Origin of the sequence: Clostridioides sp. ES-S-0049-02, from assembly GCF_020658465.1 — a bacterium.
Lineage (GTDB): Bacteria > Bacillota > Clostridia > Peptostreptococcales > Peptostreptococcaceae > Clostridioides.
The window spans coordinates 491,001-511,799 of the sequence record NZ_JACVWG010000001.1; the positions used below are offsets into that span (position 1 = coordinate 491,001).

Annotated in this window: 15 protein-coding genes and 1 riboswitch; of the genes, 14 read left to right on the forward strand and 1 reads right to left on the reverse strand. The window is 29.5% G+C overall.

From position 1 onward, the window contains the following. Positions 1-29: 29 nt before the first annotated feature. From IC213_RS02290 to IC213_RS02320, 7 genes are all read left to right on the forward strand, one after another. Positions 30-1,421 carry an aldehyde dehydrogenase family protein gene (locus IC213_RS02290; RefSeq protein ID WP_227482796.1) on the forward strand — a complete coding sequence of 464 codons (1,392 nt, stop codon included), beginning with the start codon at positions 30-32 and terminating at the stop codon, positions 1,419-1,421. A 194-nt stretch (positions 1,422-1,615) separates the two neighbouring features. After that, complete coding sequence (abfD, locus tag IC213_RS02295; protein ID WP_227432693.1) at positions 1,616-3,112, forward strand: 4-hydroxyphenylacetate 3-hydroxylase family protein; 1,497 nt, start codon at positions 1,616-1,618, stop codon at positions 3,110-3,112. A 142-nt stretch (positions 3,113-3,254) separates the two neighbouring features. Then, the gene (locus IC213_RS02300) at positions 3,255-3,530 is read left to right on the forward strand and encodes a hypothetical protein (protein ID WP_227432694.1); all 276 of its coding nucleotides are present in this window, start codon (positions 3,255-3,257) and stop codon (positions 3,528-3,530) included. A gap of 16 nt (positions 3,531-3,546) precedes the next feature. Continuing rightward, the gene (locus IC213_RS02305; RefSeq protein WP_413926662.1) at positions 3,547-4,863 is read left to right on the forward strand and encodes an acetyl-CoA hydrolase/transferase family protein; all 1,317 of its coding nucleotides are present in this window, start codon (positions 3,547-3,549) and stop codon (positions 4,861-4,863) included. A 19-nt stretch (positions 4,864-4,882) separates the two neighbouring features. Then, entirely contained in the window at positions 4,883-6,001 is a 1,119-nt protein-coding gene (locus IC213_RS02310; RefSeq protein ID WP_227432696.1) for a 4-hydroxybutyrate dehydrogenase, read from the forward strand. A 283-nt stretch (positions 6,002-6,284) separates the two neighbouring features. Continuing rightward, positions 6,285-7,202, forward strand: a complete 918-nt coding sequence (locus tag IC213_RS02315; protein ID WP_227862689.1) for a 5-bromo-4-chloroindolyl phosphate hydrolysis family protein — start codon at positions 6,285-6,287, stop codon at positions 7,200-7,202. 118 nt (positions 7,203-7,320) lie between these two features. Continuing rightward, positions 7,321-8,478 carry a toxic anion resistance protein gene (locus IC213_RS02320; protein WP_227862690.1) on the forward strand — a complete coding sequence of 386 codons (1,158 nt, stop codon included), beginning with the start codon at positions 7,321-7,323 and terminating at the stop codon, positions 8,476-8,478. A gap of 74 nt (positions 8,479-8,552) precedes the next feature. Here the strand turns inward: IC213_RS02320 and IC213_RS02325 are convergent, their stop codons facing one another. Then, the gene (locus tag IC213_RS02325; protein ID WP_227432699.1) at positions 8,553-10,052 is read right to left on the reverse strand and encodes an IMP dehydrogenase; all 1,500 of its coding nucleotides are present in this window, start codon (positions 10,050-10,052) and stop codon (positions 8,553-8,555) included. A gap of 539 nt (positions 10,053-10,591) precedes the next feature. On the opposite strand from IC213_RS02325, the gene IC213_RS02330 reads away from it, so the two are divergent. From IC213_RS02330 to IC213_RS02360, 7 genes are all read left to right on the forward strand, one after another. Next, entirely contained in the window at positions 10,592-12,013 is a 1,422-nt protein-coding gene (locus IC213_RS02330; protein ID WP_227862691.1) for a PTS mannitol transporter subunit IICB, read from the forward strand. Positions 12,014-12,039: 26 nt separating this feature from the next. Next, the gene (locus IC213_RS02335; protein WP_227862692.1) at positions 12,040-14,178 is read left to right on the forward strand and encodes a BglG family transcription antiterminator; all 2,139 of its coding nucleotides are present in this window, start codon (positions 12,040-12,042) and stop codon (positions 14,176-14,178) included. Between the two features lie 31 nt (positions 14,179-14,209). Then, entirely contained in the window at positions 14,210-14,632 is a 423-nt protein-coding gene (locus tag IC213_RS02340; RefSeq protein WP_227432702.1) for a PTS sugar transporter subunit IIA, read from the forward strand. A gap of 18 nt (positions 14,633-14,650) precedes the next feature. Then, positions 14,651-15,802, forward strand: a complete 1,152-nt coding sequence (locus IC213_RS02345) for a mannitol-1-phosphate 5-dehydrogenase (RefSeq protein WP_227432703.1) — start codon at positions 14,651-14,653, stop codon at positions 15,800-15,802. A gap of 106 nt (positions 15,803-15,908) precedes the next feature. Continuing rightward, positions 15,909-16,010, forward strand: a riboswitch (purine riboswitch). Positions 16,011-16,197: 187 nt separating this feature from the next. Further along, positions 16,198-16,770 carry a xanthine phosphoribosyltransferase gene (locus IC213_RS02350; RefSeq protein ID WP_227855559.1) on the forward strand — a complete coding sequence of 191 codons (573 nt, stop codon included), beginning with the start codon at positions 16,198-16,200 and terminating at the stop codon, positions 16,768-16,770. A 57-nt stretch (positions 16,771-16,827) separates the two neighbouring features. Then, positions 16,828-17,478 (forward strand): fructose-6-phosphate aldolase, encoded by a 651-nt coding sequence (gene fsa / locus IC213_RS02355; protein ID WP_227432705.1) that lies wholly within the window; start codon positions 16,828-16,830, stop codon positions 17,476-17,478. A 136-nt stretch (positions 17,479-17,614) separates the two neighbouring features. Further along, a complete protein-coding gene (locus IC213_RS02360) occupies positions 17,615-20,539 on the forward strand; it encodes a sigma 54-interacting transcriptional regulator (protein ID WP_227432706.1) in 2,925 nt (974 codons plus the stop codon). The last annotated feature ends 260 nt before the right edge of the window (positions 20,540-20,799 follow it).

The following is a 20,799-nucleotide window of genomic DNA, read 5'->3' on the forward strand; positions in this document are numbered from 1 at the left end:
ATATTTAATAAATTGGAGGAATATTAAAAATGGAAAAAGCAGTAGAAAACTTTGAAGATTTAAGCAAAGAATATATTAATGGATACATTGAGAGGGCTAGAAAAGCTCAAAGGGAGTTTGAATGTTATACTCAAGAACAAGTGGATAAAATAGTGAAGATAGTTGGAAAGGTAGTATACTATAACGCCGAATATTTAGCTAAACTTGCAGTAGAAGAAACTGGAATGGGTGTATATGAAGATAAAGTAGCTAAAAATAAAAGTAAAGCGAAAGTTATATATAATAATTTAAAAGATAAGAAATCAGTTGGTATAATTGATATAGATAGAGAAACAGGAATAACAAAAGTAGCTAAACCAATTGGAGTTGTAGCAGCAATAACTCCTTGTACAAATCCAATAGTTACACCTATGAGTAATGCTATGTTTGCATTAAAGGGAAGAAATGCAATTATTATAACACCACATCATAAAGCAATTGGATGTAGTACTAAGACTGTTGATATGATTAATGAAGAATTAGAAAAAATAGGAGCACCAGAAAATCTAATACAAATACTTGACCAACAATCAAGAGAAAATACGAGAAATTTAATTTCATCAGCAGATGTAGTAATTGCTACTGGTGGAATGGGAATGGTAAGAGCTGCATATTCAAGTGGAAAACCAGCTCTTGGTGTAGGAGCAGGAAATGTCCAATGTATTATAGACAGAGATGTAGATATTAAAGAAGCAGTACCTAAAATCATAGCTGGAAGAATATTTGATAATGGTATAATTTGCTCAGGTGAGCAATCAGTGATAGTGGCAGAAGAAATGTTTGATAAAGTAATGGATGAATTTGAAAGTAACAAAGGATTTATAGTTAGAGATAATGCACAAAAAGAAGCTTTTAGAAATGCCATGTTTGTCAATAAATCTATGAATAAAGATGCAGTAGGACAATCAGTTCATGCAATTGCAAACATTGCAGGAGTTGAAATACCAAAAGATACAAAAATAATAGTAATAGAAGCAGATGGACCAGGTGAAGAAGACATACTTGCAAAAGAAAAAATGTGTCCAGTTATATCTGCATATAAGTATAAAGACTTTGAAGAAGGAGTAGCTATTGCAAAAGCAAATCTAAATGTAGAAGGAAAAGGACATAGTGTATCTATACATTCAAATACAATTAAGAACATAGAATATGCAGGAGAAAATATAGAAGTATCAAGATTTGTAATTAATCAATGTTGTGCTACAAGTGCTGGAGGAAGCTTCTTTAATGGTCTTGCACCTACAAATACCTTAGGTTGTGGTTCTTGGGGAAATAATAGTATTTCTGAAAATCTTGACTACAAACATTTAATTAATATTTCTAGAATTGCTTATTATATGCCAGAAAATGAAGTACCTACAGATGAAGAACTTTGGGGATAAAATTCAAATATAAAAAAGTATTCATTCTAAATTAAAATAGAAATATATTTTAATTTAGAATGAATCTAAACTAAAAATGAATTTAATTTAAAATATTGAAGTAAATTTAGAAGATTGAAAGACGAACAAAAGAAGGAAGTATTATAAATTAACATAAATAAAAATTATTATAAAAGAGAAGGAGTGGTTTTATTATGGCATTAATGACAGGAGCTCAATATATTGAAAGTTTGAGAAAATTAAATACTAAAGTTTATATGTTTGGTGAAGAGGTTAAAAATTGGGTTGACCATCCAATGATTAGACCATCTATAAATTGTGTAGCAGCTACTTATGATTTGGCACATGACCCAGAATATGCAGATTTAATGACAGTTACTTCAAATATTACAGGAGAAAAAATAAATAGATTTGGTCATCTTCATCAAAGTACTGATGATTTGATAAAAAAAGTTAAAATGCAAAGACTATGTGGTCAAAAAACAGCTTCTTGTTTCCAAAGATGTGTAGGTATGGATGCTTTTAATGCGGTATATTCAACAACGTTTGAGTGCGACAAAGCGCATGGAACTAATTATCATGATAATTTTGTAAAATACTTAACTTATATACAAGAAAACGATTTAGTAGTTGATGGAGCTATGACTGACCCTAAGGGAGATAGAGCATTATCACCTAGTGCTCAACCTGACCCAGATATGTTCCTTCACATAGTTGAAAGAAGAGAAGATGGAATAGTGGTAAGAGGAGCAAAAGCACATCAAACTGGTTCAATAAATTCACATGAACATCTTATAATGCCTACTATAAGCATGACTGAAGCAGATAAAGACTATGCTGTATCATTTGCAGTTCCTTCAGATGCTGAAGGTGTATTTATGATTTATGGAAGACAATCTTGTGATACTAGAAAATTAGAAGAGGGAGCAGATGTTGACTTAGGAAATAAAGAGTTTGGAGGTCAAGAAGCTCTAGTAGTATTTGATAATGTATTTGTTCCAAATGATAGAATCTTCTTATGCGGAGAGTGGGATTTCTCTGGTATGTTGGTAGAAAGATTTGCTGGATATCATAGACAAAGTTATGGTGGATGTAAAGTTGGAGTAGGTGATGTAATAATAGGAGCAGCAGCTTTAGCAGCTGATTACAATGGAGCAAACAAAGCTTCTCATATAAAAGATAAATTAATAGAAATGACTCACCTTAATGAAAGTTTATATTGTTGTGGTATAGCATGTTCATCAGAAGGACATAAGACAGAGGCTGGAAACTATCAAATAGATTTACTTCTTGCAAATGTATGTAAACAAAATGTAACTAGATTCCCTTATGAAATAGTGAGACTTGCAGAAGATATAGCTGGTGGGCTTATGGTTACTATGCCTTCAGAAAAAGACTTCAAGTCAGATTTAAAAGTTGGAACAAGTGGAATGACAATAGGTGAAGTATGTAATAAATATTTTAAAGCTTCTTCAGTAGCTTCAACAGAAGAAAGAATGAGAATATTAAGATTCTTAGAAAATATATGTCTTGGCTCATCTGCTGTTGGTTATAGAACTGAGTCAATGCATGGAGCAGGTTCACCACAGGCACAAAGAATAATGATTTCAAGACAAGGAAATATAAATCAGAAGAAAGAATTAGCTAAGACAATTGCAGGAATAAAAAAAGAAAAAGCTCTAAATTTATAAAAAGTTAATATATAAAAAAGTTGATATATAAATGGGAAAATATATTGACTTATACTAATTAATGAAAAAATATATCGTATAAGAATGATTATAAAGTAGTAGTTTGAGTTATAAAAAGAGCTTTTAGAAGGAGAATTTACACATGACCTGTGGAGTTAGATTTTGTGGGGGCTGTAACCCTAGATACGAAAGAGGGAAGGCTCTAGCAATAATCAAAGAGCACTTCAATGGTAGAGTAGATTTTAGCGTAGCAGAAGAAGATGTAGAATATGATTTATTACTTATAATTGGAGGATGCACAACTTTATGTGCATCCTACCAACAATATAAAGTTAAGAAATCATATATTAAAATTTGGGATTTTAGTCATATAGAAAGAGCTATAAATATAATAGAATCAGCGATTTGTGAGGCTTAAATAAGAGTTAGATGGGGTGATTTCATTGAATTGGCGAGAATTGTATCAAAGTAAGTTATGTACTGCTATAGAGGCTGTAAAGCATATTAAAGATGGGGATACAGTAGTATTTGCACATTGTGTAGGTGAGCCACCTGCACTAGTAGAGGCAATGATTGAAAATGCAAAACAGTATAAAAATGTTGAGATTAAGCATATGGTAAGTCTAGGCAGTGGTGGATATACTGGTGAGGGAATGGAAACTCACTTTAGAGTAAATCCAATGTTTGTAAGTGGAAATGTAAGAAAGGCAATTGAAAATGGAGATGGAGATTTTACTCCTGCATTCTTTCATGAAGTACCAAAATTAATTAGAGAGAAAAGATTAAAATGTGATGTTGTTTTAGCTCAGGTAACTCCACCAGATGAACATGGGTATTGTAGCCTAGGAACATCAGTTGATTATACTTATGAAGCTATTAAAACTGCTAAAACAGTAATTGTTCAAGTAAATGACCAATTTCCTAGAACTTATGGTGAAGTAGTTCATGTATCAGAGTTTGACTATATAGTTGAAAAGTCACAACCTTTATATGAACTGCAACCTGCTAAGATTGGAGAAGTAGAAGAAGCAATAGGTAAAAATTGTGCTTCTCTAATTGAAGATGGTTCTACTTTACAACTTGGAATTGGTGGAATTCCAGATGCAGTTATGCTATTTTTAACAGATAAAAAAGATTTAGGAATTCATTCAGAGATGATTTCAGATGGAACCCTAGCTCTCTATGAAAAAGGTGTTATAAATGGTAAATATAAAAATTTTGATAAAGAAAAAATGACAGTTACATTTTTAATGGGAACTAAAAAATTATATGATTTTGCTAATAATAACCCAGTAGTTGAAGTGAAGCCTGTAGACTATGTAAATCATCCAGCAGTTATAATGAAACAACATAAAATGGTGTCTATAAATTCTGCTATACAAGTTGATTTGATGGGACAGGTAGTTGCAGAGGCAATGGGTCTTAGACAATTTAGTGGAGTTGGAGGTCAAGTTGACTTCATACGTGGAGTATCTATGGGAGAAGATGGAAAGGCAATTATAGCAATGCCTTCAATAACTACAAAAAAAGATGGGACAGTAATTTCAAAAATCGTCTCTATTGTGGATGAAGGTGCTCCTATAACAACATCTAGAAATGATATTGACTATGTTGTAACTGAGTATGGTATAGCAGAACTAAAAGGGAAATCTCTTAGAGAAAGGGCAAGAAATTTAATCAATATTGCTCATCCAAGTGTAAGAGAAAATTTAGCATTAGAGTTTGAAAAAAGATTTAAGGAGAAATATTAATAGTAGAGGGGTGTTAAGTATGGAAGCACTTAGAGTAGTTCCAAAAATATTTTATTTTGATACATTTAAAGAATTCAATGAAGAATTTAAAATAGGAAAAAATGATTTAGTAATTACAAATGAATTTATATATGAACCATATATGAAGCCTCTTGGAATAGATACCAATCTAATTTTCCAAGAAAAATTTGGAACAGGTGAACCATCTGATGAAATGATAGATTCTATGACAAAAGAAATGAAGAAATACAATTTCGATAGAATTATCGCTTTTGGAGGAGGTACAATAGTTGATATATGCAAGATATTAGCACTTGATGTTCCAGAGAAGTCTATTGACTTATTTGAAGGAGAAGTAGCACCTAAAAAAGTAAAAGAATTGGTGGTAGTTCCTACAACGTGTGGTACAGGAAGTGAAGTAACAAATGTAGCCATTGCAGAGTTAAAATCTAAGCATACTAAAAAGGGTCTTGCAGTAGAAGAAACTTATGCAGATTATGCAGTATTAATTCCAGAGTCAGTAAAAGGATTGCCTTATAAATTTTTTGTAACAAGTTCAGTGGACGCTCTTATACATGCTATTGAGTCTTATCTATCTCCAAAAGCAAGTCCATTTACAGAAATATATTCTTTACAGGCTATAAAAATGATTATGGATGGATATAAAAAGATTGTGGATAAAGGAGAAGAAGAGAGATTCAATCATCTTAAGGACTTTGTACTTGCATCAAACTATGCAGGAATTGCTTTTGGAAATGCTGGTTGTGCAGCAGTGCATGCTTTATCTTATTCGATAGGTGCAGCTTTCCATGTTGCACATGGGGAAGCAAATTATCAGTTCTTTACTGAAGTATTTAAGATGTACTCTAGAAAAAATCCTAATGGAAAGATTACGCAATGTACAAAAATTTTAGCAGATGCTCTTGAATGTGACTCTAATTGTGACGTTTATGGAGAATTAGAGAAATTCTTAAACAAATTAATAACTAAGAAAGCTCTAAGAGAGTATGGAATGGTAGAAAGTCAGATAGATGAATTTACTGATAGTACGATAGCCAATCAACAGAGATTACTTGCCAATAATTATGTAGAACTTAGTAGAGAAGAAATAAGAGAGATATTTGCAAATCTTTATTAATATAATTTTTTATTTGGATTAAGTATAGATGAGATAAATAATGATAATTATATAAATATAAAAAATGAGAGGGCTTAAATTTACTTAAAATTAAGTTCTCTTATTTTTGTATAGCATTAAATGTAAGTACATTTTTAGTTAGAAAATGTACTTACATTTAAGTCTATTACTTTATTTGAAATAATTTGTAGAATTTCAAATTCCTTGACAGTAATAAGTAAGTAATTGTATAATCAAACTGAAATATAATAATAATATTAGTAAAAATGAAAGGATATAAATCATGTATAAACCAGAGAATTTTTCTAAAAAATCTGTATTAATAAATTCGTTTTTAAGTAAGTTTTTGAAGATCGTTGGATGGGGTCTAGTAGGCTTATTTACACTATCAGCCTTAGTATTGTCAACTATTTCAATTATAATTGGATGGGCAGTTATACTTCCTATTCAAGTATGTGCTTTATTCTTAATAATAGGTGGAGTTTGTATTTTTAAAGGTAAAAGATTAGGAGACCAAATTTCTCGTTATAAAAAATACTGTACAATCATAAGTAATAAAAATATTATTCCAGTAGAACTTATTGCAGAAAGTACATCTAAATCACTAAAATTTATAATAAAAGATGTGCAAAAGATGATAGATAAAAATTACTTTATAAATACTTATATTGATAAAAGAAATAATCAAATTGTATTGACAAATGAAGATGGAGTTCCACCAACATATGAAGATGTAGTATATGAAGTTGAAGAAGATGAAGTTGAGAATAGCAATGAAGCTGATATGATTATTAAAAAGGGAATGGACTATTTGAGACAAATAAAAGAGGCTAATGAAAATATTAAATCAGAATCAATGTGCAAGAAAATTATACAAGTAGAAGATGTTACAAGTAAAATATTTGATGTTGTAAAACATGACCCATCAAAACTTATTCAGATACAAAAATTTATGGATTATTATATTCCAACTACTTTAAAGCTTTTAAATTCATATCATACATTGGAAGAACAAGGAATAGACAGAGAAAATATAACAACAACTATGGAAAGCATTGAAAGTACAATGAGTACAATTGTAGTGGCTTTTGAAAACCAACTGGATTCTCTATTTGAGGATGAAGCTATTGACATATCTACAGATATTACTGTTTTAGAAAATATGTTAGTTCAAGAGGGATTAACAGGTGGAAAGTTTTAACTGTAATATAAAAAATATTCTGTTATTTTTGAACAGTTAAGTAGTTATGAAGTATAAAAATATGTAAGATATAAGTATATAATTAGTACTTTATGAAGGAAGAGGAGAGAACTATAGAATGAATAATTTAGATGATATACCAGTTATGCCAACACTAACACTTGACCCATTTGGTGAAGAAACAAAAACAAATGATATAAATAATTCTGACCTATTAATGAAAAAGAATGAAAAAGACCCAGAAGAAGAAAAACTATCAGAAGCTGAGCGTAAAATGGTAAAAGAGTTTACAGAAAAAATAGATATTACAAATACAAATATGATTTTGCAATATGGAGCTGGGGCTCAAAAAAAGGTAGCGGGATTTTCGGAAACCGCTTTAAAGAGTGTTAAAACTAGAGATTTAGGCGAAGTTGGTGATATGCTTACAAATCTAGTTACTGATTTAAAATCATTCTCAGCTGACGAAAAAGAACAAGGTGGTTTTTTAGGAATTTTTAAAAAGGCAAATAATAAAATTTCAAATTTAAAAACTAAGTATGATAGCGCAGAAGTAAATGTAGACAAAGTAAGTAAAGAACTTCAAAAGCATCAAGTTAAAATATTGAAAGATATAGCAATGCTTGATAAAATGTATGAATTAAACTTAGCTTATTCAAAAGAGCTTACAATGTATATTATAGCAGGGAAACAAAAGCTAAAAGATATGAAAGAACTTGAGATGCCAAAATTAAGAGAAAGAGCAAGTTTGTCTGGTTCAACAGAAGATGCTCAATCTGTAAACGATATGGTTTCACTTTGTGACAGATTTGAAAAGAAGATTCATGACTTAGAATTAACTAGAATGGTATCACTTCAAATGGCTCCACAGATAAGATTGGTTCAAAATAGCAATAATCTAATGGCAGAAAAAATTCAATCTACTATAGTAAATACTATTCCATTGTGGAAAAATCAAATAGTACTTGCTCTTGGAATATCTCATTTGAATCAAGCTATGAAAGCACAGCGTGAAGTTAGTAATATGACAAATGAACTTCTACTAAAGAATGCAGAGACATTGAAAATGGGAACAATAGAAACAGCCAAAGAATCAGAAAGAGGAATTGTAGATATAGATACAATTAAGAAAACTAATCAATCTTTAATATCAACTATTGATGAAGTAGTTAAGATACAAAATGATGGTAGAATAAAGAGACAGGAAGCAGAAGTTGAATTATCAAAAATAGAAAATGAACTTAAAAGTAAGCTTCTTGAATTTACAGTTAAATAATAACTCATAAATAATAGCTTATATTAAAATAAAAAGTGTAGTTGATTTTACAATTAACTACACTTTTATTTATATTATAAGTTTCTGTTATCTTTTAGCATAACATCATGAGCTCCACCTTCAACGATACTAGTAGAAGATACAAGTGTTAGCTTAGCATTTTTTTGAAGTTCAGGAATACTAAGAGCACCACAGTTGCACATAGTAGAACGAACCTTACTTAGAGAAAGTGTCACATTGTCTTTTAAAGAACCAGCATAAGGAACATAAGAGTCAACACCTTCTTCAAAAGAAAGTTTCTTATCTCCACCAAGGTCATATCTTTGCCAGTTTCTAGCACGTGCAGAACCTTCTCCCCAATACTCTTTCATGTAACTACCATTTATATTAACCTTATTAGTTGGACTCTCATCAAAACGAGAGAAATATCTACCAAGCATTATAAAATCAGCACCCATAGCTAAGGCTAAAGTTATATGATGGTCATAAACAATACCACCATCAGAACAAATTGGAATGTAAATACCTGTTTTTTCAAAGTATTCATCTCTAGCTTGAGCAACTTCAATTATAGAAGTAGCTTGTCCACGTCCTATACCTTTTTGTTCACGAGTGATACATATAGAACCACCACCAATACCAACTTTAACGAAGTCAGCACCAGCTTCAGCAAGGTAAAGGAATCCTTCACGGTCAACTACATTCCCAGCTCCAACCTTAACCGTATCACCGTATTTTTCACGAATAAAATCAAGAGTTATTTTTTGCCACTCAGAAAAACCTTCTGAAGAGTCTATACATAAAACATCAGCACCAGCTTCAACCAAAGCAGGAACACGCTCAGCAAAGTCTCTAGTATTGATACCAGCTCCAACTACATATCTTTTAGAAGAATCTAAAAGTTCAAGTGGATTTTCTTTATGAGAAGAGTAATCTTTACGGAATACCATATATACAAGATTACCATTGTCATCAAGTACAGGAAGAGAATTAAGCTTATGGTCCCATATAATATTGTTTGCTTCTTTTAAAGTAACATCTTTGTTAGCATAAACTATGGATGACATAGGAGTCATAAACTCACTAACTTTAGTGTCTAAGTCCATACGACTTATACGATAATCACGACTTGCAACAATACCTAATAATTTACCAGTTGAAGTACCATCTTCAGTAACTGCAACCGTAGAATGACCAGTTCTCTCTTTTAGTTCAAGTATGTCTTTTAATGTATTGTCAGGTTTAATATTTGAATCACTCACAACAAATCCAGCTTTATGAGATTTAACACGTGCTACCATAGCAGCTTCACTTTCAATAGATTGAGAACCATATATAAATGAGATGCCACCTTCTTTAGCAAGTGCAATAGCCATCTTGTCATCAGAAACAGATTGCATAATAGCAGAAGTTAAAGGTATATTCATATGAATATCTGCTTCCTCGCCCTTTTTAAATTTAGTAACAGGTGTTTTTAAACTTACATTAGCAGGTATACAGTCAGTAGAAGAGAAACCTGGTACAAGTAGGTATTCACTGAAAGTATGTGATGGTGTATCAAAATAAAACGCCATTTTTTAATCACTCCTTATATTTTTATACTTTATTATAATTGATAGTATTAATTATAACTTATTCTTTAATTTTATTAAAGTATTTTGTCAGATATTGAGATTTTTGAAAAATTTAAACTATTTTAACTGAATCTGTTTAATATATGTTGCTTTATACAATCAAACTGTATATTAAATAATGTTTTATTTAATGTGGTAGCTAATTTGAAGTTAATTCTTATTATATAATATCTTACATTATATCTATATACTCCTGTTGTTAATATTAAGTATATAGTATTTTTTACTGAAAGTATAAGTCAATTAAATCTATATTAGTATGTCCAAAAGTGTCCCTAAAAAATTTATTTCATTAAATTCTTAATTTAAAATACTACATAAATAAAACTAAACAAAAACTAAAGTGACAAATGTCATTATCTTAAGTGACATAGAAACGATTTCTTAAAGTTGTTACTATAAAATATAAACTCTATAATAAAAGTATAACAAAAGGGAATCATATCGATATAGAATATAATTCAAATGGAGGTAAAATTATGAGCAGTTCTAATCAATCGACAATAAAGACATCTATACAGCGAGTAGGAAAGTTTTTAAGTGGGATGGTAATGCCAAATATAGGAGCTTTTATAGCATGGGGTCTTATAACAGCATTATTTATACCAACAGGGTGGATGCCAAATGAAAAATTAAGCACTATAGGCGATCCAATGATAAAATATCTTTTACCACTATTGATAGCATATACTGGTGGTAAAGCTATAGCAGGACAAAGAGGCGGAGTAATAGGTGCAGCAGCAGCGATGGGAGTAATCGTTGGAGCTGATATACCAATGTTTATTGGAGCAATGATAATGGGACCATTTGCAGGATGGGTAATCAAGAAGTTTGATAAACTTGTAGATGGTAAAATACCAACAGGATTTGAGATGTTAGTAAATAACTTTTCAATAGGTATAATAGGTATGCTTCTTGCAATATTAGGTTTTTATGCAATTGGACCAGCTATAGTAGCAGGTACAGCTCTTATAGAATCAGGAGTGCAATTTATAGTTAGCAAAAGTTTATTACCTTTAGTTTCGGTATTTATAGAGCCTGGAAAGGTACTGTTCTTAAACAATGCAATAAATCATGGTATATTAGGTCCTATAGGTATAGCTGAAGCAAAAGAAGCAGGTAAATCTATAATGTTCTTATTAGAAAGTAACCCTGGACCAGGTTTAGGTGTTCTATTAGCATATTGGATGTTTAGTAGAGGAAGTGTAAAACAATCAGCACCAGGAGCAGTAATAATACATTTCCTTGGTGGTATACATGAAATTTACTTCCCATATATATTAATGAATCCAGTTTTAATATTAGCTACAATGGCAGGTGGAGCAGCAGGAATATTAACTTTTTCAATATTAGGAGCTGGACTTGTAGCAGCACCATCACCAGGAAGTATATTTGCACTTATGGCACTAGCACCAAAAGGAGGATTACTTCCAGTATTAGCAGGGGTTGCAGTTGCGACAGTTGTATCATTCTTAGTGGCAGCACCATTTGTTAAGAGAGCTTCAGCAAACCAAAGTGAAGAAGATGGTACTTTAGAAGAAGCTAAAGCAAAGATGAGTGATATGAAATCTGCAAGCAAAAGTTCAGAACAAAAAGTTGAAGAAAAGCAACTTGAATTAAATGAAATTAAGAAGATTGTATTTGCATGTGATGCAGGAATGGGTTCTAGTGCAATGGGAGCTTCTAGATTTAAAAATAGAATAAAAAACTTGAATTTAGATATAGAAATTACAAATTCATCTGTTGATAATCTTCCAGATGATACACAAATAGTAGTAACTCACAACACATTAGTTGAAAGAGTTGCCAAAAACAATTCAAATGTTGAGATAGTATCAATAAATAACTTTTTAAATGACCCCAATTTAGATATACTGTTTAAAAGATTAGAATCTAAATAAAAAATAAAAAGTACCACTGATTAGGAGTGGATGATTTGAAAAAAAAGAAGATTACATCTAGACAAAAAAAGATAATACTCATGATAGTAGAAAATTCTAAAAAAAATATTCCAATAACTGTTTCTGAAATTGCAGGAGAGTTAGAGTTAAGCTCAAGAACTGTACTTAGAGATATGTCAGGAATTGAAAAATGGTTTGATGAAAATGATTTTAATTTTGTAAAAAAACCAGGTGTAGGTTTGATTTTAGAAGAGAATACAGAAAATCAAAATTTTATAATTGAGTTGTTAGAAGAGGAAAAAATAGAAAAAGAATATAACAAAGAAGAAAGAAACTTAATTATATTATCAAAGCTACTAGTTTCTAATGAGCCAGTAAAATCTTACTACTTTGCAAAAATATTAAAGGTATCTGAAGGAGTACTAAATAATGATTTTGCACTAGCAAGTGAATGGCTAGAAAGATTTGATATTGAGCTTATTAGAAAACCAGGGCTTGGTGTGTATCTCAAAGGTCAGGAAAAAAACTTTAGAGAAGCATATGTAAACCTTATATATGACTCATTTAATGAAAAAGAAATATTGGATATGGTCAGAAATATAAGTGAGAATATACAAACTGATAAAGCAATAGAAATTTTAAGTGAAAATAGACTTTTAAATTTAATGGACAAGTGCATAATAAGAAAAGTTGAAAGTACATTAACAAAGAAGCTTTCAGAGTTAGATGTAAATTTAGCTGATAGTGCATATATAGGGCTTGTAGTTCATATTTCATTAGCTTTACAGAGGATAAAAAATGGTGAAAATATAACTATGGAGAAAGATTTTCTAAAGGAATTATCTTTAACCGAAGAGTTTAAATTAGCTCAGGAAATCGTAAAAGGTATGGCAGTTGATTTTAGTATGGATATACCATTAGATGAAGTTGGATATATAACTATGCACATTAGAGGTGCAAAGCAAAGGTCATCTTCAAGTCATAAAGAGTTAAACTTAGATGACATAGAAGTAATGGACATTACAAATAAAATGATAGATTTGGCAGAAGATGAATTTAAGATAAGTCTTAAAAATGATGAAAGATTATTTAAAGACCTAGCAAACCATCTGGGACCTTCCATAAACAGATTGAATATGGGACTAGAAATAAGAAATCCCCTTTTAGATGAAATAAAAACTAAGTATTCATATGCTTATAATGGAGTCGAAAAGGTTTCTAAAGTCATAAAAGATAAGCTAAATATAAATTCAATACCTGAATCTGAAATAGGATATATTGCAATGCATTTTGCATCAGCCATAGAAAAAAATCTAATGATGCATGCTAATATAAATATTGTTGTAGCATGTCCTACTGGAATAGGAACTTCAAGGTTTTTATCAACTAAAATTGAAAATAAATTTCCAAATCTAAATATACTTGAAACTATTTCAGCTATAAACATAGATGAGGAATATTTAAAAGAAAAAGAAGTCGATTTAATTGTATCTACAGTAGAATTAAATACAAACTTAGATTATATATGTGTAGGTCCATTTATGAGTTCAGATGATGAGCTGATAATCAAAGAAAAAATAAAGTCTATAGCTCAAAACAAATTAATGGGTTTAAAAGTAAAAGGTGATACTAAAAATAAAAATAAAGTATATGAACAGATAACAGAAAGTATGAACATAGGAAGAGATATTCTTCAGTTTTTAGATGAAATTCAATTTAAAAAATTTAAAAGTAAAAACTTAGATGAACTTATTATGGATTCATCAAAAATATTTGTAAAATCTAGTGAAGATGCAATATCTATAAAAGAATCCTTAGAAGAAAGATTAAAAATATCAATTCCATATATAGAAGAATCAAGGATTTTATTATTACATTGTATGAGTGAAAGAATAGATATTATGAAGTTAGCAATAATAAGATTAGAAAATAACATAAAGCTAAATTCTAAGGAAGAAATTGAGAATGTGGTTTTTATGTTACTTCCTAAAGATTCACCAAATTATCAAAGACAAATAATGAGTGAAGTAAGTGGCTCATTAATAGATAATTTTGTTTTTACTAATAAAATAAACAAATTTTCTATACAAGAGATGACATTAGAAATAAAAGATATAGTTTTTAATTTTTATACAAATAAATTAAAAACATTAATAGATAAATAAAATTTACATTAAAAAAAGGAAGGTTGATATTATGAGTAAAGTATTAAATGAGAATAATATATTTTTAGGATTAGATAGTGTTTCAAAGGAAGAAGCTATAACTTTAGCAGGAAGAAAACTATTTGAAAATGGATATGTAAAAGAAGAATATATACCAGCAATGTTGGAAAGAGAAAAGGTAATGACTACATACATGGGCATGGGTGTTGCTATTCCACATGGTGTAAATGAAGCGAAAAAAGAAATATTATCTTCTGGAATAGTTATACTACAATTCCCTAATGGTATAGATTTTGATGGAGAAAAGGCATATTTATTAATAGGAATAGCTGGTGTTGGAGATGAGCATTTAGAGATACTATCTAATATAGCAATAGTTTTAGATGATGATTTAACAGAGAGACTAAAAAATTCAAATGACAAACAAGCTTTTATGGAAGCTTTTGCCAACTAATCTTAGGAGGAACTTAAAATGAAAAAGGCAATCCAATTTGGAGCAGGAAATATTGGAAGAGGATTTATTGGAGGTTTGTTAGTTAAGTCAGGTTATCATGTTGTATTTGCTGATGTTAATGAAGAAATATTAAATTCAATAAATAAAGATAAAAAATATACTATACACATAAGAGATGTAGAATGTGTAGATGAGATAATTGACAATATAAGTGCAGTTTCATCTATAAAAGAAGAAATAATAGATGAGATTGTAGAAGCTGAAATAATAACTACAGCAGTTGGCCCTTTGGTTTTAACTAAAATAGCCCCTACAATTGCTAGAGGTATAAAAACTAGAAAAGAAAAAGGATTAACAAATAATTTAAATATAATAGCTTGTGAAAATGCAATATATGCAAGTTCTTCTTTAAAAGAGGAAATACTTAAGTGTCTAAATAAAGAAGAAGAAGACTATTTAGAGAACTATATTGGTTTCCCTAACTGTTCAGTTGACAGAATAGTTCCTCCTGGTAAAAATGAGAATCCTCTTGATGTAACTGTTGAAAATTTTTATGAGTGGAATGTTGAAAAGCAAGGATTTAAAGGAGAAATACCTAATATAGTTGGAATGAATTTAGCTGATAACCTTATGGCTTATATAGAACGTAAGTTATTTACACTAAATACAGGCCATGCTATAACTGCTTATATAGGGTACTTAAAGGGATACAAAACAATAGAAGAAAGTATAAATGATGAATATATTTGTAATATAGTGAAAAATGCAATGACAGAAAGTGGAGAAGGATTAATTAAAAAATATAATTTTGATTCAGAAGCACATTATAAATATATTGATAAGATTTTAAATAGATTTAAAAATCCATATCTTAATGATGATGTAGTCAGAGTTGGAAGAGAGCCACTTAGAAAATTAAGTGATAAAGATAGATTAATTAAACCTCTAATGACTGCAAAATCATATGGCTTAACAGTTGATAACTTAATTCTTGGAATAGGTGCAGCACTTCATTATAACAATAGTGAAGATGCTCAAAGTGTAGAATTACAAGAACTAATAAAGTCTAATGGAGTAAAAAAAGCTATTGCTAAAATAGCTAATATAAACAAGGATGAAGTACTTCTAGATAATATAGAAAAAAGTTATATCTTTATGGAAAATCTATAAGTTTACTTAAAAAGGTTGAATTTTGTCAAGTAACTAGTGAATGTTTTATTCTACACAGTTTGAATTATTTGTTGAATAATAGAGAATTATAATATATAATTAAAAAGAATAAATTAATATGTTTACCTGTATACTTTTGATAATATGGTTCAAATGTTTCTACTAAGCTACCAATAATAGCTTAACTACAGGAGTGAAGATGATATAGTTTATACTTATTTTAAATTATATATTAAGTTGGTTACTTTGAATTTTAAGCTCCTGTCTATGATATAGACAGGAGCTTTTTTAGTATTCTAAGATAAAATACAAGCAATGTAGAGAGTAAAATTAAAGAGAATATAATTTTTTTTATTAAGATTAATATAATTTAGAAAGGTTTAGGTGGGAGTACAATGAAGGCTTTAGAGGAAAAGATATTAAGAGAAGGTAGTGTTTCAGGAAATGATATACTAAAAGTCGATAGTTTTTTAAATCATCAAATTGATGTAGCTTTTTTAAATGAAATAGGAAAAGAATTTAAAGAGAGATTTACTGGAGAAAAGGTAGATAAAATATTTACAATAGAGGCTTCAGGAATAGCTATAGCATCAATTGTTTCACAATACTTTGACAATGCACCTGTAGTTTTTGCGAAAAAATCAGAATCTAAAAACTTAGATACTGATGTGTATGAAACTAATGTATATTCATTTACTAAGGCAAAAGAATATGCAGTAAAAGTTTCTAAAAAGTATATAAACGAAGGTGAAAACATATTGGTAGTAGATGATTTTTTAGCTAATGGAAGAGCCGCTCTTGGTCTTAAAGATTTAATTGAACAAGCAAATGCAAACTTAGTTGGAGTAGGGATTGTTATTGAAAAAGGATTCCAAGCTGGAGGAGCACTTTTAAAGGCCAATGATGTAAGATTAGAATCTTTAGCAGTAGTTGAATCTATAGATAATGGAACTGTAAAATTTAGATAATTTATGATATTATATACTTGTGTTTAGCACATATTCTAATTATGGAGGATTTTTTAAATGAGATTTTTTATAGACACAGCTAATATTGAAGAAATAAAGGAAGCAAATGATTTAGGTGTAATATGTGGAGTTACTACAAATCCATCTCTAATAGCTAAAGAAGGTAGAGATTTTATAGAAGTAGTTAAGGAAATCAGTGAGATAGTAGATGGACCAATAAGTGCAGAAGTAATAAGTTTAGAGCACAAGGGTATGATAGAAGAAGCAGAAAAATTATCTAAGATACATAAAAATATAGTTATAAAAATACCTATGACAGCAGAAGGTTTAAAGGCAGTAAAAGTATTATCTAGTAAAGGTATAAAAACTAATGTTACACTTATATTCTCTGCTGGGCAAGCTCTTTTAGCTGCTAGAGCTGGAGCTACATATGTAAGTCCTTTTGTTGGAAGATTAGACGATATATCACAAAATGGTCTTGATTTAATTGAAGAAATTGTTGACATCTTCAGTGTAAATAGTATTGAGTCTCAAATAATAGTTGCTAGTGTTAGAAATCCAATACATGTTTTACAAGCTGCTAGAATGGGAGCTGATATAGCAACAGTTCCTCTTAAAGTTATAAACCAAATGATTAAGCATCCTTTGACAGACAAAGGAATAGATAGCTTTATGAAGGATTGGGAAGGTGCTTCTTTAAAATTATAATCATATAGTTATGGTTATAATTTTAATAGAAGTTCTTATGGAAATTCTAAGTAATAAGGCTAGGCTATTTTGCCTAGTCTTATTTTGGTGTATAATATATTGAAATAAACTAAAATTTAAAGTAAGGAGGCGAAATATGGATAAAATATTAAGAGAGATACAAAGAGAAGACAAGAAAAATCCATACACTGACCAAGAACTTGCTGAAATATTAAATGTAGCTAGGTCTGAAGTAATAGCGGTTAGAAAAAAGAATAATATTTTAGATTCAAGAGAAAGAAGAAAACAAATATTAATAAAGGATATATCTAAGATTGTAAATGAGAATCCTCAAATGTCTGAAAGAAAAATAACTGAAATTTTAACCGAAAATGGCTATAATATATCAAGAAGTGCAGTATCAAAATTACTAAAAGAAGAAAACTTAAGTCAATCGAAAGCTGAAATAAAAGATAAAGAACTAGTATCATCTGGAAAACATGTAAAAGTTAGTAAAGCTGTAGAAGAAGATGGGTTTGAAGAATTAATAGGTATAAAAGGCAGTTTGAAAGAAAAAGTAAACCTAGCTAAATCAGCAATAATGTATCCTCCTAATGGTCTTCATACTATAATATATGGAGAAACAGGTGTAGGTAAGAGTGAGTTAGCTACATGTATGTACAAATATGCTGTGAAAAATAATATCAAAGAAGAAAATAGTCCATTCATAGTATTTAACTGTGCAGATTATGCAGAAAATCCTAATCTATTGATAGCTCAGCTATTTGGAGTAGTAAAAGGTGCATACACAGGTGCAGATGCAAATAGAGAGGGTCTTGTAGAGCAAGCCAATAATGGAATTTTGTTTTTGGATGAAATTCATAGATTACCTGCTGCTGGTCAAGAAATATTATTTTCTTTAATAGATAGAGGTGAATTTAGGAGGTTAGGAGAGAGTAGTTCTAATAGAAAGGCAAATGTTCTCATAATAAGTGCTACAACAGAAAATCCAGATTCTAATTTACTTCAAACATTTAGAAGACGTATACCAATGGTAATAAACTTACCAAATATGAGTGAAAGACCAAAATCTGAAAGATATGAAATAATAATAAAATTCTTTGAAAGAGAAGCAAAAAGAGTAAATAAAAACTTTATAATAACTAAAGAAGTGATGTGTGCACTTATGAATTATAAATGTACTGGGAATATAGGACAGTTAAAGAGTGATATACAAGTAACTTGTGCTAGAGCTTTTAGTAAGGCAATATTTTCTAGTGACAAGGTAATTATAGATTTAGATAGCTTGAGAGATTATATAAAAAGTGGATATTATGATTGTAATTGTGAAGATGAAAAGTATTCTGAGTTTTCAGTTGAAGATATATATATAGATATTAGTGAATTAGTAAGTGGGAAAAATAGAATTTTGTCTGATAATGAGATAAGTGAAATATACAATTATGCAGAAAAAGAATTAAAAGTTCTAGAAAGTAAGTGTTTTTCAGAAGAAGAGTTAAAAAATGCATTTATAGAAAAGTTAGACAATAAATTTAATGCTATTAAAAACAATAAAAACTTGTCTGATAGAAGAAGTCGAATAGACTGGGGTGGACAGTTAAAAGAATCCACACTAGAGATAATGGACAAAGTAATTGTATTTATTAAAGAGCAGTTTAAGCATGTAAATCAGGGGCTGTATTTAGCTTTAGCAATTCATATTGAGCATGCTATAGACAGAATAAGAGATGGAAAAACTATAATAAATCCAAGTTTGGATAAGATAAAAGCATCAATGCCAATGGAATATGAATTATCCAGATATGTAATGGGAATAGTGGAAGATTTAACACAAGTTACATTCCCAGAGGATGAACTTGGATATTTAGCATATTATATAAATAAATTTTGTTACAATGAAGAAAGTATAAAAGATAAAGTAAAAGTAGTTATAGTTACGCATGGTAAAGTTGGAATTGAAATGTCTAATGTTGTAAATCACATTCTTGGTATAGAATGTACACTGGGTATAGAAATAGCACTTACAGATTCACCAGCAGAGGGAATAGAACATGTATTGGATGAACTTAAAAAGATAGAAGCACAGAAAGGAATTTTGGTTCTAATTGATATGGGTTCTCTAGTAATCCTTGGTGATGAGGTTGAAAAAAGACTTGGTATTAGATGTAAGACTGTAAACAGGGTGGATACATTATTAGCAATGGAAGCAGGAAAATTGGCGACAATTGAAGGAAAAAGTTTAGATGGTATAATAGCAGATTTAAAGAAAAATAAAAATTATGCTATGGTAAATACGAATAAATTTAGTTATAGAAAAAATGAATATGGAAAGAAAAATGTAATTATTACATTATGTTTAAGTGGGGTAGGTACAGCTTTAAACTTAAAGGAACATATAGAAAAGCAAATTGAGGAATATGATGCTTCAATTGAAGTAAAGCCAATTGCTTTTTTAAATAATAATTTAGAAGATGAATTAAATGACATTGAAGCTGAATATAATATTATTGCTATTTGTGGCACAATTGATATAGATTATAAAAATGTACCTTTTATTTCTTATAATGAGGTACTTGGAAAAAATGGAATTAACAAGGTATTAGAACATTTAAATAATAAACAACCATCTTTGAGTAGCGATAATCAATTGGATAATTTAATACATGAAGATTTGATTTTATATGATTTTGAAGGAATCTCAAAGGAGTATATAATCGACACTCTTGTATCAAAGCTTGAAGAAGGTGGGTATGTAGACTCAAAATATATATTAAGTGTGTATAAAAGGGAAGCTATGGGAAGTGTTGTAATGGCTTCAAAAGTTGCTGTACCACATGGGCTTCCAGAAAATGTTATAAAACCAGCAATAGCTATAGCAAGATTAAATAAGCCTATAGTGTGGGATAATAAATTTATGGTAGATTTAGTGGTTTTATTAGCACTTAAAGAGAATAATAAAAAAGAAATACGAAGCTTATTTTCAAAGATTAATGACCAGCATACTTTGGAAATTTTATTAAATACTGAAGATAAAAATGAAATAAAAAAGATATTAAGTTAATTTTAAACATGAAAAATAATATAAAAAATTAAATAGAAAAATTTATTTTAGCACAAGTTTTAAGGTAAGTTTAATTGATAGATAGTTAATTGTTTAATATAAGGTTAATACTATAAGATTGATTTATTTAATTTTATAGTGTTAGCCTTTTTATTTGTAGATAGCAAACATACAAAATAATAATAATTAGTGATTTTATTTTTTATAGACTTGTTATAAATTATTAAAAAGCAAATATATTGCTAAAATACAGGGCTTTT

Coding starts and splice junctions, on each gene's coding strand:
- IC213_RS02290 (WP_227482796.1), top strand. CDS start 30: ATGGAAAAAGCAGTAGAAAACTTTGAAGATTTAAGCAAAGAATATATT.
- IC213_RS02345 (WP_227432703.1), top strand. CDS start 14,651: ATGAAAAAGGCAATCCAATTTGGAGCAGGAAATATTGGAAGAGGATTT.
- IC213_RS02315 (WP_227862689.1), top strand. CDS start 6,285: ATGTATAAACCAGAGAATTTTTCTAAAAAATCTGTATTAATAAATTCG.
- IC213_RS02310 (WP_227432696.1), top strand. CDS start 4,883: ATGGAAGCACTTAGAGTAGTTCCAAAAATATTTTATTTTGATACATTT.
- abfD (WP_227432693.1), top strand. CDS start 1,616: ATGGCATTAATGACAGGAGCTCAATATATTGAAAGTTTGAGAAAATTA.
- IC213_RS02300 (WP_227432694.1), top strand. CDS start 3,255: ATGACCTGTGGAGTTAGATTTTGTGGGGGCTGTAACCCTAGATACGAA.
- IC213_RS02320 (WP_227862690.1), top strand. CDS start 7,321: ATGAATAATTTAGATGATATACCAGTTATGCCAACACTAACACTTGAC.
- fsa (WP_227432705.1), top strand. CDS start 16,828: ATGAGATTTTTTATAGACACAGCTAATATTGAAGAAATAAAGGAAGCA.
- IC213_RS02325 (WP_227432699.1), bottom strand. CDS start 10,052: ATGGCGTTTTATTTTGATACACCATCACATACTTTCAGTGAATACCTA.
- IC213_RS02340 (WP_227432702.1), top strand. CDS start 14,210: ATGAGTAAAGTATTAAATGAGAATAATATATTTTTAGGATTAGATAGT.
- IC213_RS02330 (WP_227862691.1), top strand. CDS start 10,592: ATGAGCAGTTCTAATCAATCGACAATAAAGACATCTATACAGCGAGTA.
- IC213_RS02360 (WP_227432706.1), top strand. CDS start 17,615: ATGGATAAAATATTAAGAGAGATACAAAGAGAAGACAAGAAAAATCCA.
- IC213_RS02350 (WP_227855559.1), top strand. CDS start 16,198: ATGAAGGCTTTAGAGGAAAAGATATTAAGAGAAGGTAGTGTTTCAGGA.